At 34.4% G+C, this 14,923-nt stretch carries 17 protein-coding genes and 1 tRNA gene; 6 read left to right on the top strand and 12 right to left on the bottom strand.

The features are described from left to right. Nucleotides 1-172 precede the first annotated feature (172 nt). A complete protein-coding gene (gene sspO, locus MJG50_RS09960; RefSeq protein WP_240255328.1) occupies nucleotides 173-322 on the top strand; it encodes a small acid-soluble spore protein SspO in 150 nt (49 codons plus the stop codon). A gap of 61 nt (nucleotides 323-383) precedes the next feature. Here sspO and MJG50_RS09955 read toward each other — a convergent pair whose 3' ends face one another. Continuing rightward, entirely contained in the window at nucleotides 384-647 is a 264-nt protein-coding gene (locus tag MJG50_RS09955) for a hypothetical protein (protein WP_240255326.1), read from the bottom strand. 144 nt (nucleotides 648-791) lie between these two features. Here MJG50_RS09955 and MJG50_RS09950 point away from each other — a divergent pair, with 144 nt between their 5' ends. Continuing rightward, a complete protein-coding gene (locus MJG50_RS09950) occupies nucleotides 792-932 on the top strand; it encodes a small acid-soluble spore protein P (protein WP_240255324.1) in 141 nt (46 codons plus the stop codon). Nucleotides 933-995: 63 nt separating this feature from the next. Here MJG50_RS09950 and selA read toward each other — a convergent pair whose 3' ends face one another. Beyond that, nucleotides 996-2,393 (bottom strand): L-seryl-tRNA(Sec) selenium transferase, encoded by a 1,398-nt coding sequence (gene selA / locus MJG50_RS09945; protein ID WP_240255322.1) that lies wholly within the window; start codon nucleotides 2,391-2,393, stop codon nucleotides 996-998. Nucleotides 2,394-2,536: 143 nt separating this feature from the next. Between selA and MJG50_RS09940 the strand changes: the two genes are divergently transcribed. Both MJG50_RS09940 and selD read left to right on the top strand, forming a co-directional pair. Then, nucleotides 2,537-2,947 (top strand): Hsp20/alpha crystallin family protein, encoded by a 411-nt coding sequence (locus MJG50_RS09940; protein ID WP_240255320.1) that lies wholly within the window; start codon nucleotides 2,537-2,539, stop codon nucleotides 2,945-2,947. A 110-nt stretch (nucleotides 2,948-3,057) separates the two neighbouring features. Next, nucleotides 3,058-4,110 (top strand): selenide, water dikinase SelD, encoded by a 1,053-nt coding sequence (gene selD, locus MJG50_RS09935; RefSeq protein ID WP_275695565.1) that lies wholly within the window; start codon nucleotides 3,058-3,060, stop codon nucleotides 4,108-4,110. A gap of 17 nt (nucleotides 4,111-4,127) precedes the next feature. Here the strand turns inward: selD and selB are convergent, their stop codons facing one another. Together selB and MJG50_RS09925 are read right to left on the bottom strand one after the other, a co-directional pair. Next, complete coding sequence (gene selB / locus MJG50_RS09930) at nucleotides 4,128-6,017, bottom strand: selenocysteine-specific translation elongation factor (protein ID WP_240255316.1); 1,890 nt, start codon at nucleotides 6,015-6,017, stop codon at nucleotides 4,128-4,130. Between the two features lie 71 nt (nucleotides 6,018-6,088). Beyond that, a complete protein-coding gene (locus MJG50_RS09925; RefSeq protein ID WP_240255314.1) occupies nucleotides 6,089-7,354 on the bottom strand; it encodes a SpoIID/LytB domain-containing protein in 1,266 nt (421 codons plus the stop codon). A 72-nt stretch (nucleotides 7,355-7,426) separates the two neighbouring features. Here MJG50_RS09925 and MJG50_RS09920 point away from each other — a divergent pair. Next, nucleotides 7,427-7,523, top strand: a tRNA-Sec gene (locus MJG50_RS09920). A 50-nt stretch (nucleotides 7,524-7,573) separates the two neighbouring features. Here the strand turns inward: MJG50_RS09920 and MJG50_RS09915 are convergent. Further along, nucleotides 7,574-7,855 carry a hypothetical protein gene (locus tag MJG50_RS09915; RefSeq protein WP_240255312.1) on the bottom strand — a complete coding sequence of 94 codons (282 nt, stop codon included), beginning with the start codon at nucleotides 7,853-7,855 and terminating at the stop codon, nucleotides 7,574-7,576. Nucleotides 7,856-8,016: 161 nt separating this feature from the next. Between MJG50_RS09915 and MJG50_RS09910 the strand changes: the two genes are divergently transcribed. Beyond that, entirely contained in the window at nucleotides 8,017-8,448 is a 432-nt protein-coding gene (locus MJG50_RS09910) for a DUF2621 domain-containing protein (RefSeq protein ID WP_275695564.1), read from the top strand. Between the two features lie 27 nt (nucleotides 8,449-8,475). Here MJG50_RS09910 and MJG50_RS09905 read toward each other — a convergent pair whose 3' ends face one another. From MJG50_RS09905 to sirA, 7 genes are all read right to left on the bottom strand, one after another. Continuing rightward, the gene (locus MJG50_RS09905; RefSeq protein ID WP_275695563.1) at nucleotides 8,476-8,943 is read right to left on the bottom strand and encodes a CcdC family protein; all 468 of its coding nucleotides are present in this window, start codon (nucleotides 8,941-8,943) and stop codon (nucleotides 8,476-8,478) included. A 159-nt stretch (nucleotides 8,944-9,102) separates the two neighbouring features. Then, nucleotides 9,103-9,462 (bottom strand): response regulator, encoded by a 360-nt coding sequence (locus tag MJG50_RS09900; protein ID WP_345893228.1) that lies wholly within the window; start codon nucleotides 9,460-9,462, stop codon nucleotides 9,103-9,105. A 39-nt stretch (nucleotides 9,463-9,501) separates the two neighbouring features. Beyond that, nucleotides 9,502-10,212, bottom strand: a complete 711-nt coding sequence (locus MJG50_RS09895) for a cytochrome c biogenesis CcdA family protein (protein WP_240255310.1) — start codon at nucleotides 10,210-10,212, stop codon at nucleotides 9,502-9,504. Between the two features lie 140 nt (nucleotides 10,213-10,352). Then, the gene (locus MJG50_RS09890; RefSeq protein WP_240255308.1) at nucleotides 10,353-12,140 is read right to left on the bottom strand and encodes an ABC transporter ATP-binding protein; all 1,788 of its coding nucleotides are present in this window, start codon (nucleotides 12,138-12,140) and stop codon (nucleotides 10,353-10,355) included. A gap of 3 nt (nucleotides 12,141-12,143) precedes the next feature. After that, on the bottom strand, nucleotides 12,144-13,892 hold the full coding sequence (locus tag MJG50_RS09885; protein WP_240255306.1) for an ABC transporter transmembrane domain-containing protein: 1,749 nt from the start codon (nucleotides 13,890-13,892) through the stop codon (nucleotides 12,144-12,146). Nucleotides 13,893-14,011: 119 nt separating this feature from the next. Next, the gene (locus tag MJG50_RS09880) at nucleotides 14,012-14,233 is read right to left on the bottom strand and encodes a YneF family protein (RefSeq protein WP_240255304.1); all 222 of its coding nucleotides are present in this window, start codon (nucleotides 14,231-14,233) and stop codon (nucleotides 14,012-14,014) included. Between the two features lie 85 nt (nucleotides 14,234-14,318). After that, nucleotides 14,319-14,759, bottom strand: coding sequence for a sporulation inhibitor of replication protein SirA (gene sirA / locus MJG50_RS09875; RefSeq protein WP_240255302.1), 441 nt, complete (start codon nucleotides 14,757-14,759; stop codon nucleotides 14,319-14,321). Between the last annotated feature and the right edge of the window lie 164 nt (nucleotides 14,760-14,923).

Genomic DNA, 14,923 nt, shown 5'->3' with positions numbered 1-14,923 from the left:
GACTAATTGTCTTGACACAATAGTCCTCACAATAAATATCTTAATATATCTATATTCATAAGTAAATAACAAGAAAGTTATTGTTCTCGATAAGTTTTCCTTATTAAAGAGTAATAAAAAGATAGGATATTTTATTACTAGCTGATAAAAGATAATAATGGAGGTGAGAAAAATGTCGAAAAGAAAAGCGAACCATGTACGTCCAGGAATGAATGCAGCAGGTGCTCAAGGAGTTGGGGCCGGTTACAACGAGGAATTTTCAAATGAACCACTAACAGCTGAACAACGTCAAAACAATAAAAAGCGTAAGAAAAATCAATAAATCAGAAATGCGCTAGAGCATTTTGACGATAGCCCGCATTAAAAGCGGGCTTTCATATTCCTTATTCATTTACGTCATTTATGATTGATTGAAGATCATCCTGATATTGCTGCAATTGCTCCTTTTGTTTATCCGAAGCAACCTCAAGAGCATTATTAATTTGTTCATAGGCTTCATTTACTTCATTTTTTAATCGTTTCAAATGAACACCGTAATCTGGATCATCTTTTACAATATTTTCATATATACCTTTTGCCTCTTCTATTCCTTGTTGTGCAGCTTGAAATGCTTGTTGTTTGTTTTTATGATATGGAAATGCCTTCATGTCTCTTTCATCCCCCTTTTTGTTCGTATCTCTACGCTAATAGCTTTCCTTTTTAATAAAAAAACATTCCATTGTATGTAGTATAAAAAAGTGGAAGTTCTTCATCCTATTACTATAGGACACAAACTATAAGGAGGGATGATCATGGTAGAAAAGAATACATCAAAGGATACTAAAAATAATGCAGGACATCAATCTGGACAACCCGAACCTTTGAGTGGATCAAAAAAGGTTAAAAACCGAAACCACACTAGACAAAAACATAACCAAGGCCATGATATGTAAGAAAAGCGCAAACGCCTTGGTGCTGGGGCCTTTAAGAAAAAGCCGCATTTGCGGCTTTCACTTTTACATCATTTTTACACATTCTTCTATAATAAAATTAATTTCATTGTCAGTAATCGTACGAAAATCCAGTAAAACTTCTTCATTTTTTATCCTTGTAATGATTGGAGTGCCCCCATTTTTCAACATCGACCATATTTCGATTGCTGACATCTTATGATGTGTGAGGGCGACTACAAATGTAGGTAGTTCAACATCCGGCATCGTCCCCCCTCCTACCTGTGATATATCCTCTCTTAATTCACATATAAAAATAGGCGCTGCTTTTTTTACCCCATCAATAAATTTTTCACAACGTTTTTTTATTTCTTCTTTTGTGACCAAAATATCTCTAATTGTTGGAATTTCCTGTATTTGTTCATCACCTTTAAGATAGGCGACGAGTGTACCTTCAAGAGCAGCATATGACATTTTGTCTACTCTTAATACCCTTGCAAGCTGATGTTTCTTAAGCCTTTCGATTACTTCCCTTTTACCAGCAATAATACCGGCTTGGGGACCCCCTAGAAGCTTATCCCCACTAAAAGATACAATATCAACCCCAGCTTTCAACACACTACTAACAACAGGTTCATCTCCAATATCATGCTTTTTAAAATCAAATAAGACACCACTACCTAGATCCTCATAAATAATAAGTTTATTATGATGCTCTCTGAGGGTTACGAGTTCATCACGTCCGACTGTTTTCGTAAAGCCTATCGTTTTGAAATTACTAGTATGTACCTTTAAGATCATGGCTGTTTCTTCCGTAATTGCTTGTTCATAGTCAAATAAATGTGTTTTATTTGTTGTACCAACTTCAATTAACCTGGCACCGCTCTCCTCCATAATAGCCGACACACGGAAAGAACCGCCAATTTCAACTAACTGTCCCCGTGAGACAATAACTTCTTTCTCATTCGAAAGGGCTCGTAATATTAAATAAACTGCAGCTGCATTATTATTCACAACCATTGCTGCTTCAGCACCTGTAACTTCTCTAATTAGATTTTCAACGATATTATGTCTTGTGCCTCGATTGCCTTGCTCCAAGTCATATTCCAAATTAGAGTAATTTCTAGATGTTTTAACTACATGTTCGATTGCTACATCACTTAATCTTGCTCGGCCTAAGTTTGTGTGTAACACAGTTCCAGTTGCATTAATTACATTTGTCAAATTAAAGGAAGTCAATTGTATAAGCTTCTGTTCAGTATCCTGAAAAACATGATCAATTATATCAATATTGTCGTTTTCCCAAGATTTATTTATAATCTGATTTCTGATCGATTGTAAGGATTCCTGAATAAAAGCAGTAACTAGTTTGTCCTGAACCTTATAGGTCAAGATAAGCTCGCGATAGTTCATATGCTTTTGCAGTTTATGTATTGATGGTAGCTTTCTTAAGTATTCTTTCATCCGAGCTCCCTCCCTATAACGAAATATTACAATATAACAACAAAAATATCATTTTTTATACCACTATTATCATCAAATCAAGTGTACCAATTCAAGCTTCTCCGAATATGATAAGTATAGCAATAATTTGGGAGGTCTTTACAATGAATAATAAAGAAGATTCTACTCCTATGCCATTCGATGATATAGAAGGTTTAGAAGAATGGATGAAACAATTTTTAGATGATCCTTATACGAATTGGATTGACGAAAATCAATTTCGTGTTGATTTGTTCGAAACCCAAGACGAATATATAGTTGAAGCAGAATTATCTGGTTATCAAGCCCAGCAAATAGTTATTACGATAATTAATGATACAATGAACATTCAAGTAAAGAAAATAAATGAACCTCCACAAGATGAAGTAATTTCTCAAAGATTGGTAACGCTCCCATTCGATTTAGAAAAAAAGAAAATTTCTGCGTTATTTCGTAATGAAATTTTAGAAATATTTATAAAGAAAAAGGGAAAAAGGAAAAAAAAGAAAAATCAGGTTAAGATTAAGATCCTGTAAACCATTTGCAGGATTTTATTATGTAAAAGATACATACTAATTTTTAATAATAGCTTTCTTTTCGCAATGAGAGAAAATATATCTTATACTAAGACAAGGAGGTGGGAACTTTGTCTAAAGAAGAAATTATTCGATTAACTTCACTATCAACAAAGGCTGGCTGAGGATGCAAAATTGGTCCAGAGGACCTAGCGCAAGTTTTGCGTTATTTACCCGAAAGAGAAAAAGACCCAAACCTACTCGTTGGACATGAAACATCTGATGATGCAGGGGTATATCAATTAACCGATGATATTGCAATTGTTCAAACGATTGACTATTTTACCCCGATCGTTGATGATCCGTATATGTTTGGACAAATTGCCGCTGCAAATGCATTAAGTGATGTATACGCAATGGGTGGAATACCGAAAACGGTACTTAATATTGTCGGATATCCAATTAAAAAGCTTGGCAGTGAAATGTTAGCAGAAATTTTAAAAGGAGCCGCCGATAAAGTGAAGGAATCTGGCGCTTTAATCGTTGGTGGACACTCCATCGATGATCAAGAACCAAAATTCGGACTATCTGTGACTGGAATTGTTCATCCTAAAAAGGTTTGGAAAAATGTTGGTGCACGTCCGAATGATAAGCTAGTATTAACGAAGCCAATTGGGGTTGGAATTATCACAACTGCAATTAAGCGTGAAGCAGCAACATCAGAGCAAATTAAAGCTGTCACCGAAACAATGGCAACACTTAATCATATAGCAGCTGAAGTTCTACACTCATTCACTCCGAATGCTGTCACTGATGTAACTGGCTTTGGCCTACTAGGTCATGCAAGTGAAATGGCAAAGGGTAGTCAGGTAAGTCTACATGTCAATGCTGCAAATGTTCCATTATTAGAAGGAACAAAAGAGCTGGTAAGTGAAGGAATACTTCCAGGTGGCTCAAAGTCAAATCACAAATGGCTTGCTGACTCTGTATCATATTCTGATGGCATGAGCATAGAAACGCAGTATATTTTATGTGATGCGATAACCTCAGGCGGATTATTAGTAAGCTTACCGGCTGAAGAAGCTCAGGCATATGTACAAGCTTTACACGATATTGGTTGTACAGATGCTGCAATCATCGGGTCTGTTACTACAAAGAAGGATTACTGTATATATGTTGAATAAGAATAGAGGTTTCCCCTCTATTTCTTATTTAACCAAACCCGCTTATCATCTACTCTTCTCGTATATTGCAAATCATCTAACAGTTCTACGAACGGAACGATAAATTTTCTAGATAATTGTAAAAGATCCTTAGCTTCCTTTATCGTAAACGTTTGATCTGTTCCAGCTTTTAATTTTAAATGGGCAGCTATTACTGAATGACTATGGATTATATATTGATCCATAAGTTGGACAGCTTGCTTTGTTCCAAGTAAATAATATTTTAGTTCATTTGCATCCTTTTCTTTTAGCCTCCATTGCTCACAGTATTTATCCCATTCTTGAACAGTAATTCCATCTGTTTGAATTGATTGAATAACACCTTCCATTTGTTTCCGTAAATGTTTAGGAAATGAAGGAGTAAAATTAGGAAGGATAAAATATTGATCATCCCTTTTAATTTGTTCAGTTTTGATTAAAGAGTTAAGCACGTAATTCACAAGTATTTCTGAATAATCATTTTCTAAACTTTTCTTGACTTGAACTTTGTTAATACCTTGACGTAATGGGTATGTTTGGTGAAATTCATTTATTTCAGATATAGCCCGTTTTACAACATCATTTAATACTTGTTTATTCGTATAACTTTCATCAAGTACATGAATAAAATGACAACTAGTCAGGACTGACTGCACCGACTCCCTTGTCAGATTCGTTTTCATCATTAGCTCAGAGATTGATAGAATTTTATCCTTACTTAGAAGGTCAAAAATAATGTCACTTGGATTTCCTTCCTTTTTCTTTTGCAAAAGCTGGATTGTTTCCATTCCAAAACGATATTTTTCACCTTGAGGATCAATAATCCAACCACCAGCAATTGTTTCTTTTGGTGATGGACGTCTTAAAATAAAGCGATCCCCACGCCTAATAGTAATCGGCTCCTCTAGTCGAATTTGGCAGACTATTTCTTCCTGATTTGAAATTATAACTTCATTTCGATCGAAAAAGACAATTTTTCCGAGAACCTCCGACGTACCACAATGAAATTTAATGATTGTTCTTTGTTTTACTGGATACATTAAATCTTTTACGAAATGCAATACAACGTCTATTGTCTGAGTAACAGTATAATCAGTTGTATGAACGAGAACATCCCCACGTGTTATTTCCTGTTTCGATACACCAGTAACATTTATTGCAACCCGTTGTCCAGCAGTTGCAGTTTGAACATTTTTATGATGAACCTGAAGCTTTCTTGCTTTTACTTTTATTGAAGTGGGGAGAACTGTTAAAGTCTCTCCCTCCTTCACGCTACCCTCATATACAGTACCTCTAACGACAGTACCATGACCTTTTACTGTAAATACTTGATCAATCGGGAGGCGAAAGTTACCACTTATATGTCTTTCCTCCAAATTAATAAGTTGATCTGTAATAACTTTTCTCAACTCGTCTATGCCTTTATTTGAAATACTATCTACTAAAACAATTGGTGCAGCCTCAAAAATAGTGTTAGTAAATTGCTCAATGATGTCTTCTTTTACTAATTCGATTAATTCCTCTTCAACCTGTTCGACCTTACTAATCGCAATGATTCCTCTCCTAATCTTGAGAAAGGAGAGAATTTCAACATGTTCCTTCGTTTGTGGCATGACTCCTTCGTCAGCAGCAATTACTAAAATAACGAAATCAATCCCCGCTACCCCTGCAATCATTTGACGAATAAAACGCTCATGCCCTGGGACATCAACAATTGATACCTCGATTGAGTCATCATCAATTGCTAACGGTGCAAAGCCTAATTCTATCGAAATATTGCGCTCTTTTTCTTCTTTCAGACGGTCAGTGTCGATTCCTGTCAGTGCCTTTGTTAATGATGTCTTACCATGATCAATATGACCAGCCATACCAATTGTAAAATATTTCATTATGATACCAGTTCCTCTCATTACACCTACAAGAAATACTTTACAAAGATTGACCAAAAGTTACAAGTCATCTATTTTTTATACGTTGAAAACGTTGTAATATTTGTGCCGGGAAAATAAAACTGGATAATTTCCTTATATGTCTTCCCGCTTTCACCCATCCTGCTCGCACCCCATTGGCTCATGCCGACACCATGCCCATAACCCCTCCCCTTCATTGTGTATTTTTCATTCGTAAAGGTAAGAGAATCAATTAAATAACTTTTAAAGACACTACCACCAATCATCGGCCGAATCCGGTTTAAATTAACATCATTGAGAGATATATTTCCAAATAGAACTGTCCCATCATACAGCCTCTGGAGAAATTCTACTTCTATCGATCCTTTCATTGAGCGTTTTGATGAAAATTGTTTGTTTGATAATTCAAATGTAGGAATTGAAAGGATGATAATATCCCCCGGATATCCTTGTCTATTTATCCATTTTTTCATTGAAGAAATAATTGCTCCATCCTTCTCTCTTAGAGAGTCCCACCAGTTTTCATTAGCCCAATTGATAGTATTTAGATCTACTTGTGTCCGATGTAGATTGTAATACCAAGGATGAATTGGATCATAAGGATCAGTTTTAACAGGATAGAAAGACATGGCCTGCCCGCCCCATACATTCACGTTATTTTCTGTAACACCTCCATTACTAGCAGAATAAAACGCATCAATTAGTTTATTTCCATATGTGATAACTTCATCTTTCGTCTCTTCAACTGCTTTTGTCGTTCTTGGATTCCACGCATATCCACCGTACACTTGATAAAAGGTTGTATCATCCATATTATCGTTTAAATGAGATACAGCATATGTTCTCGCTGCTAGACTTTGTGCTTTTAATGCCTCAATGTCCCATGAAGGAAATACTTCCAATGGAACTACCCCTTTTAAATAATCTTCTAACGGTAATTGATTTACCGGTCTTATATGATCTGTATCTTCAATTGTAAATTCAACTGCGCCTAAGTAAGGACGGTCATTAATAATAATTTGATGGTTCTCATTATAACTTCGAGGAATGAGTGCAAATGAACTTTTAAATTCATAAACTTCACCAGCACCATTAATCGTAATCTCCCCATTTTTAACCTTTAATTTATAATTCACTCCTTCTTTTAATTGTAATGTAGGATCTAATGTAAAATAATCTCCGACCAACTGAAATGTTAGCTTAGAAGTATCACCAATATAATTGACTAGCCTTACTGTTACCCATTCCTCAGCTTTACTAGCTTGTGGAAACATAAATACACTTACGATAAAGGTAAAAAATATCATCTTTTTCATATGCATATCTTTCCCATTTCTCTCCTAAATATCAAAGTTGATAAAAAATGTAGGACTAGTATAATAATGATTGGGGCTGATTAGGGTACTGGTGTCCTTCATAGTCTTCAAAACTAATTGGAAGGCGCGTGTCGTCTTCGGTGGGTTCGATTCCCACGCAGTCCCGCCAATAATAAAAGCCCACCAAGTTGGTGAGCTTAGCAGCACTGATTTTATCTTTTACTTTTCTTTGATAATTTCCCGATGGAAGTTAGAAAGAACGAGTATTGCATCATATAGATCAGTTTGGTTAAGTGATGATGCAAATAGCTTCCTATACTTCTCAGTAATAAAGTCCGCAATTAATACTCTGTGTTTTTCCTCATATTCATTTCGCAGCTCCATAAGTGTAATGACTGGTTCACTTTCTTCTTCATCAGGAGCAAACACATCAAATGGTGTAACTTCAATTTCATTACCCTCACCATCTTTAATCAATATTTCATATTTATTTGAATTCATCTCTATTCCTCCTATTATTAAAAAATTCTAGATATGAAGTAATAGATTGTTATGATGAAAAATGAATGAAAATACCTTTCTTTTATCTTTAATATTTCAAAATTAAAAATAGATAAGGTATAATATAGGATATTGAAAGTGAGTTTTGAGGTGAGATTCTATTGGGTGAGTTATCTGGATGGTTTTTATGGTTTATCATTTTATGGATTGTCTTTTTCATTTCGATGTTAGCAATCGGTGGTTTTTTTATGTTTCGAAAGTTTTTAAAAAGATTACCGAAAGAAGATGGAAAATCTGTCTTAGATTGGCAGGATTATTATTTAGAAAAAACTCGGCATTTATGGCCAGATGAGCAAAAGGTATTATTGGAGGAACTCGTAAAGCCTGTACCAGAGCTTTTCCGTGACGTTGCAAGACAAAAGATAGCAGGAAAAATTGGTGAACTCGCGTTATCAGAAAAGGCAAATGAAATTTCTCAAGACCTTGTTGTTAAAGGGTATATAGTAGCAACTCCAAAACGAGATCATAAATTTTTAATTAAAACATTAGAAAGAAAGCAAATTGAAGTTGAGCCATATAAACACTTATTTTAAAAGACTCGGAAGGTTCCGAGTCTTTTTCTATATAGCTAATTTAGATTCGAGTTTTTTGAACTTTACATACATAGCGATCCGCCATGGAACAATCATACTAAATGCAAGAATCCAAAACATTCCACTTAGTTGACCAACATCAATTGAGTTACTTAAAAATGATTTCATTACAATTCGTATTACCAATAGGCCAATTAAGATAAAAATAAATGCCTTTGAACGTTTTAAATAAATTTTATTCTCCTTTATTTCAAAGGATGATGTTTTGATTAAAAAAATCGAGAAAAAAGCTCCTAAAATGACCGCCTCAAGTATCTCCATTGGTGTCACACGAAATATCGGAAAAACAAACATGAAAGCACCAGTACTCATAAAAACTGGTGGCAAGATTATTTTCTTCACAGATGCTGGTTGCTTTGCTGCCCTTTGTCTAACCACCATTACAAATAATGCCATACAAGCAGCTAAAATTGTAGATACTAATGCTAAATCCAAATGAATCAATCCTTTTATTAAAAGTATAATAAGACATGAAATAGTATACCAGTTCATTTAAAATAGAAAAACCATTTAAGAATTAAAATCTCAAATGGTAATGTAAAATTTACACCGTTAGATTGATCTATTACTGCAACATAAGCTTCAGTATGATTATTATCCTAATACTCGATTAACGGCTTCAATAACCCTGCTTTCATCAAATGGCTTCACAATATAATCTTTTGCTCCAGCAGATATCGCTTCTACAACCATCTTCTGTTGCCCCATTGCGGAACACATAATAATGAGCGCATCTGGATGATCCTTTTTGATTTCTCTAACTGCATCAAGACCATTCATTTCTGGCATTGTAACATCCATTGTTACAAGGTCAGGTTTTAAACTATTGTATAATTCCACCGCATCTTTTCCATTTTCAGCCTCGGAAACAACTTCATGATTTGCTTCCTCTAAAATTTTCGTTAACGTTAACCGCATAAATTTAGCATCATCCACTACAAGTATCCTTGCCACAAATAGACCCCCTTACTTACACCTACTCTATTACTTCGACTAAAAACCTGTAAATCCTCCAAATAATGATGCAGCATATGCAGTTATTTTTGTCATCCAGTCAAAAAACAGGACAACCCCCATGAAAATCATTGCATATCCACCTATTTTTACGATCTTCATACTATTTCTGCGAATCCATTTCATTTTTCCAAGGAAGAATGACATGATTAGAAAAGGTATGGAAAAGCCCAAGGAATACGCAACCATATAAAGCATAGCAGAATCTGGATTTGTACCCGCTAGTGCAATAACAGACATTAAGATCGGACCAGTACAAGGTGTCCAACCGGCTGCAAAGGCCATACCTATAAAAATTGATCCAATAAATCCAGCAGGTCGATTTTTTAGTTCGAATTTTCGATCCTTCATTAAAAAGCTTGGTTTAAGAACACCCAATATGACTAATCCAAAGAAAATTATTAAAATCGCTCCGAGTTGGCGTATCAAGTCTTGATTTTCACTAAAAAAGCTTCCAATAAAAGAAGTACCGAAGCCGAGCATCACAAATATACTTGAAAAACCAATTAAGAAAAAAATCGTATGTATAATACTTCGTCTTTGTAACATTGCATTATCTGATTTTAGTTCACTTACAGAAACACCCGTGATATAGGACAAAAATGCAGGATATAGCGGTAGACAGCATGGTGAAATAAACGATAAGAAGCCAGCTCCAAAAGCAAGCAGAATATTTACATCAGTCGACATTATTTCAGCCCCTAAATTTAAAATGTTATATTTAATTCTAGCAAAGAAACAAGTTAAATCCTATTATTATGTTTGACATATTTGTGTCATCCCATTTCTTTACTAAAATTTCAGACTAGTAAATACTTCTCATCTCATTTCTACACAACCGCATTTTCAACTATTTCTGGGCTTCCATTTTGAAGTAAATACATTTTATAATAAAGTCCCTTTTGCATAAGTAATTCTTGATGTGTACCTCTCTCCACTATTTCTCCCTGATGCAGGACAAGAATAAGATTTGCATCTTGAATCGTTGATAGGCGATGAGCAATTGCAATTGTTGTTCTTCCTCTGCGCATTCTTTCAAGTGCTTCCTGGATTGCTTCTTCTGTCTCAGTATCTATAATGGCTGTCGCCTCATCGAGCACTAATACCTTTGGATTTGTCGCAATCGTCCTAGCAAATGCTAATAGCTGCCTTTGACCACTAGAAAAAGTCGCCCCACGTTCTCCTACTTGGTAATCATACCCTCCATCTAAACTATTAATAAATGAATCTGCCTGTACTAATGATGCAGATGCCTCTATATCTTCATCAGTAATTTTAGTGTTGTTCAACCGAAGATTATCCCTTATTGAACCAACAAATAAAAACGGATCCTGTAGAACTAATCCTATCTTCTTTCTTAGTTCTTTCTCTTGAAAGCTGTTAATTGATTGACCATCTATTAAAATATCACCTTTTTTAATTTCATAAAAACGAAGTAATAAATTAATAATTGAACTTTTTCCACTGCCGGTATGACCAACAAGTGCAACTGTTTCACCTTGTCGAGCTGAAAATGATATATTTTTTAATACATCACGTGTTCCATCATATGAAAAAGTTACATTTTTGAATTCGATGCTGCCATCTTGAATCTTTGGATTTTCTTTTCCATTCGGTTGTGGTGCAAGTTCTTCGTTATCGAGTAATTCGAATACCCTTTGTGACGCAACGATTGCCTGCTGAAGAAGTGATAAACGCATCATCATATTATTAACAGGTTCAAAAAAACGCTCCAAATAATTGATAAATGCATATAAAACACCAATTTCGATTGGGCTGTCAACTGCAGAAATTCCAAAAAAACTCAATACTGATATTAGTGATAAAATATAAATGAAATCAATGGCTGGTCGTAATAATAAACCATCTAACTTAATATTTTTGATTCCTGCTTTATAATGGGCTTCATTGATTTCTGAAAACTCTTTTCGAAGTCTTTTCTCTTGGCGGAAAACCTGAATTATAGCCATTCCCTGCAAGGACTCATTCAATTTTGCATTCAATTGACTAATTCTCTCACGCATATCATGATAGTATTTTGAACTAAAATGTCGATAAGCTTGCATGATGATAAATATAATTGGAATTAGAAGCAAACAAAATAATGCAAGTTTTACATTTAAATAAAACATCGCTATAAAAACACCAATTAAAAATACTCCGTTTTGAACAAATGTAGCGATAACACTGACAAACATATCTTTAATTGCTTCAGTATCATTTGTCACTCTGGATACAATGCTACCACCAGGCGTTTTATCAAAATATTTCAACCCTAATTTTTGAACCTTTGAAAAGACTTCAATTCTCATTTCTTGAATGATTTTCAAGGCAATCTCTTGAAATTTTACTAATTGAAAATAATTAAGTATTACCTTCACAATATGAATCGTTAAATAGACAGCCCCAAGTATTATTAATTGTTTTGCAATTAGATTTCTGGGTGTTAAATAATCATCAATAAATACTTTTATTAAGATTGGACCAATAAGATCGGCAAATGTTGCAACTAATAATAATCCAAATGCAGAGAGGAACTCTTTCTTATGGGGTCTTGTATATGATAGAAGCCGGTATAAAACACGTTTTTGTTGTATTGATTGAATTTTTTTATCCATTATCTACCCTCCATGCTCAACAAGAGATTCTAGTTGCTGGCGATGGTACATCTCTCGGTACCAACCTTCTATTTTCATAAGTTCTTCGTGTGTTCCTCTTTGGACGATCATCCCATCCTCAATCACAAGAATAAGATTTGCGTGTTGAATGGCACTCAAACGATGTGATGTTATAATCGTAGTCTTACCTGTACGATTATTTTTTAATGCGCTTAAAATCATCTCCTCTGTGTTCGCATCAACAGCTGATAATGAGTCATCAAGGATTAATAAATCTGGATTGATGAGTAAAGCTCTTGCAATCGAAATACGTTGTTTTTGACCTCCAGATAATGATACCCCTCGTTCACCAACAATGGTTTCATAACCATCTGTAAATTCAAGAATATCGTCGTGTATATTCGCAAGCTTTGCTGCGTCAATTATTTCTCTCATAGAAGCTTCTGGTTTAGCAAATGCAATATTATCAGCTATAGTTGCTGAGAACAAGAAATGATCCTGAGGAACATATCCAATTCTTTCTCTTAATAACGCAAGCTTATATTCATTGATTTTTTTATTGGCAATCAGAATATCACCATCATAGCCCTCAAATTCTCTAATTAGTAGTTTTAATAATGTTGTCTTACCTGCACCTGTTTTACCTACTATTCCAAGAGTATGTCCTTCTGCAAGAGTAAAATGAATATCCTTAAGTATACTTTTCTTATCACCAGGATATGAAAAGGTTGAAAGTTGATAGCTAATATCTCCTGAAGGAATAAAATCCTTCACATGATCATTATCAAAAATATCGATTGGCTCAGATAGCAGCATAGAGACACGATCATATGAAGCTCTTCCTCGTTCAACAATATTAAATAGCCAACCAAATGCTAGCATTGGCCAAATTAGTAAACCTAAATATGTTGAAAAAGAGACTAATTCTCCTAGGGTCATTTCACCAGATACTACATATCTTGAGCCAAAAACAATTGCTAGAAAGAAAGAAAATCCAACGATTAATGAAATAGTAGGATCGTATAAAGCGTCTACCTTTGCAACCGACACATTTTTAACGACAACATCATCCGATTGCTTCCGGAAAGATTCAATATCCTCCTCTTCTTGACCAAATGTTTTGATCACCTTAATCCCACTAACACTTTCCTGGACTTTATCATTTAGATCTGAAAATGCCTCCTGTGCCTTGTGAAAACGTTTATGTAATAAAGTTCCATAATAACTTGTTGATAAAGCCATAAATGGCATTGGAATAAGGCTAATTAATGTTAGCTTCCAACTAATCGTAGCTGCCATTGTTAGTAATACAAATCCACCAGTTGTTAGAGAATCAACTAAAGTTAATACTCCTGAACCTGCAGTTTGCTGAATGGCTTGCAAATCATTTGTTGAATGTGCCATTAAATCGCCAATCCGACGTTTTTGATAAAATACTTGTGACATCTTAGTAAAATGCTCGTATAATTGGTTTCGCAGTAATCTTGCAAGCTTAACAGAAGAACCGAATATCATAATTCTCCAAAAAAATCTCACTACATAAACCGTACAAGCTGTCACCAATAAGATTAAAATCCACTTAAATAATAATTCTTTCGTTAACGTTTGTTGATCTATATAATCAACAATAATCCCAACTACCTTTGGAGGTATAAGCTCTAAGAAAGCAACTATCATTAATAAAAATATTCCCGTTAAATAAGATTTTTTCTCTTGCCTAAAGAACCATAATAAATCCAAAAACACCTTCATTTACGTATTTTCCTCCGCGAATCGAAATATATGCTTCACTAGTTTATCAAATATTAAAAATTCTGCAAAGTATAAAAATAAAAGAAAAAGACACTCCTAATTGAGTGCCTGTCCTTTAATTACTTGTCCATTTGACCATTCATTGCTTTTAGCATTTGATTGATCTTCTTTTGAGATGGCTTCATACCCATTTGCATCATCATTACTTTTAGCATTTGTTCATTAATTGGTGGGTTTTTCTTTAAATAGCTCATCATATATTTACGAGCAATGAAAAATCCTAATGCTACACCAGCAAGTAGTGCTACGATGATGATTAGAATCCATATCCACGTTTGCATATTACTTCCTCCTTCATGTTGTCTACAATTCAGTGTACTAAATCAAAGGCTATTATACAATATTTGTTTTGCGATAACTATCATTTTAAATTAACTTTCTTTGTTTTATTGGATTTAACCAGCCATATCGATCAGTTTTAAAATCCATCGCAAGAAAACAACGATTATATTTTCGTAAAATCTCAAAGAATGCCGTTTCTGCTTCAAAGCTACCTCTCGATGTGACATGCAAGAAGCAATCATATATATGAAGGGCTGCATAACTATTTAAATGCACAAAATCTAATTCATGCGTATTTCGAGTTGCTGAGTAGGACGAAAAGCTTTTTAAATTCGATTTGATTGCTTGATGGATATGAATCGAGGGGATTGGTTTTGTAATATATTCGATTTGTTTTTCCAAAATATCCTTTTTCTTAGAACTTGTCTTCTTATGTTCAAGAAACAGATGATAAATAAATGATTCACGACCAAAATAGTGACTAGCGAATTCATCTTCTATTAAATAAATAAAATAATCTCTCATTCCCCTTCCTCCTATCAATCATTCTTTTATCGAATAGTATAGTTGATTGATAGTAAATATTTTGTCTAATGGACGGAGAAAGTACGTTCTATTTTTGTCGAATTTAGCGAATCGAGTAGAGTGAACGAATCGGAATTTTGATTCGTTCGACCCTCTCACACCAC

The sequence above is a fragment of the Fredinandcohnia quinoae genome, from assembly GCF_022427965.1.
GTDB lineage: Bacteria > Bacillota > Bacilli > Bacillales > Bacillaceae_L > Ferdinandcohnia > Ferdinandcohnia quinoae.
The sequence above is the reverse complement of the archived record's forward strand: the minus strand, read 5'-3'. Positions and strand labels throughout refer to the sequence as shown.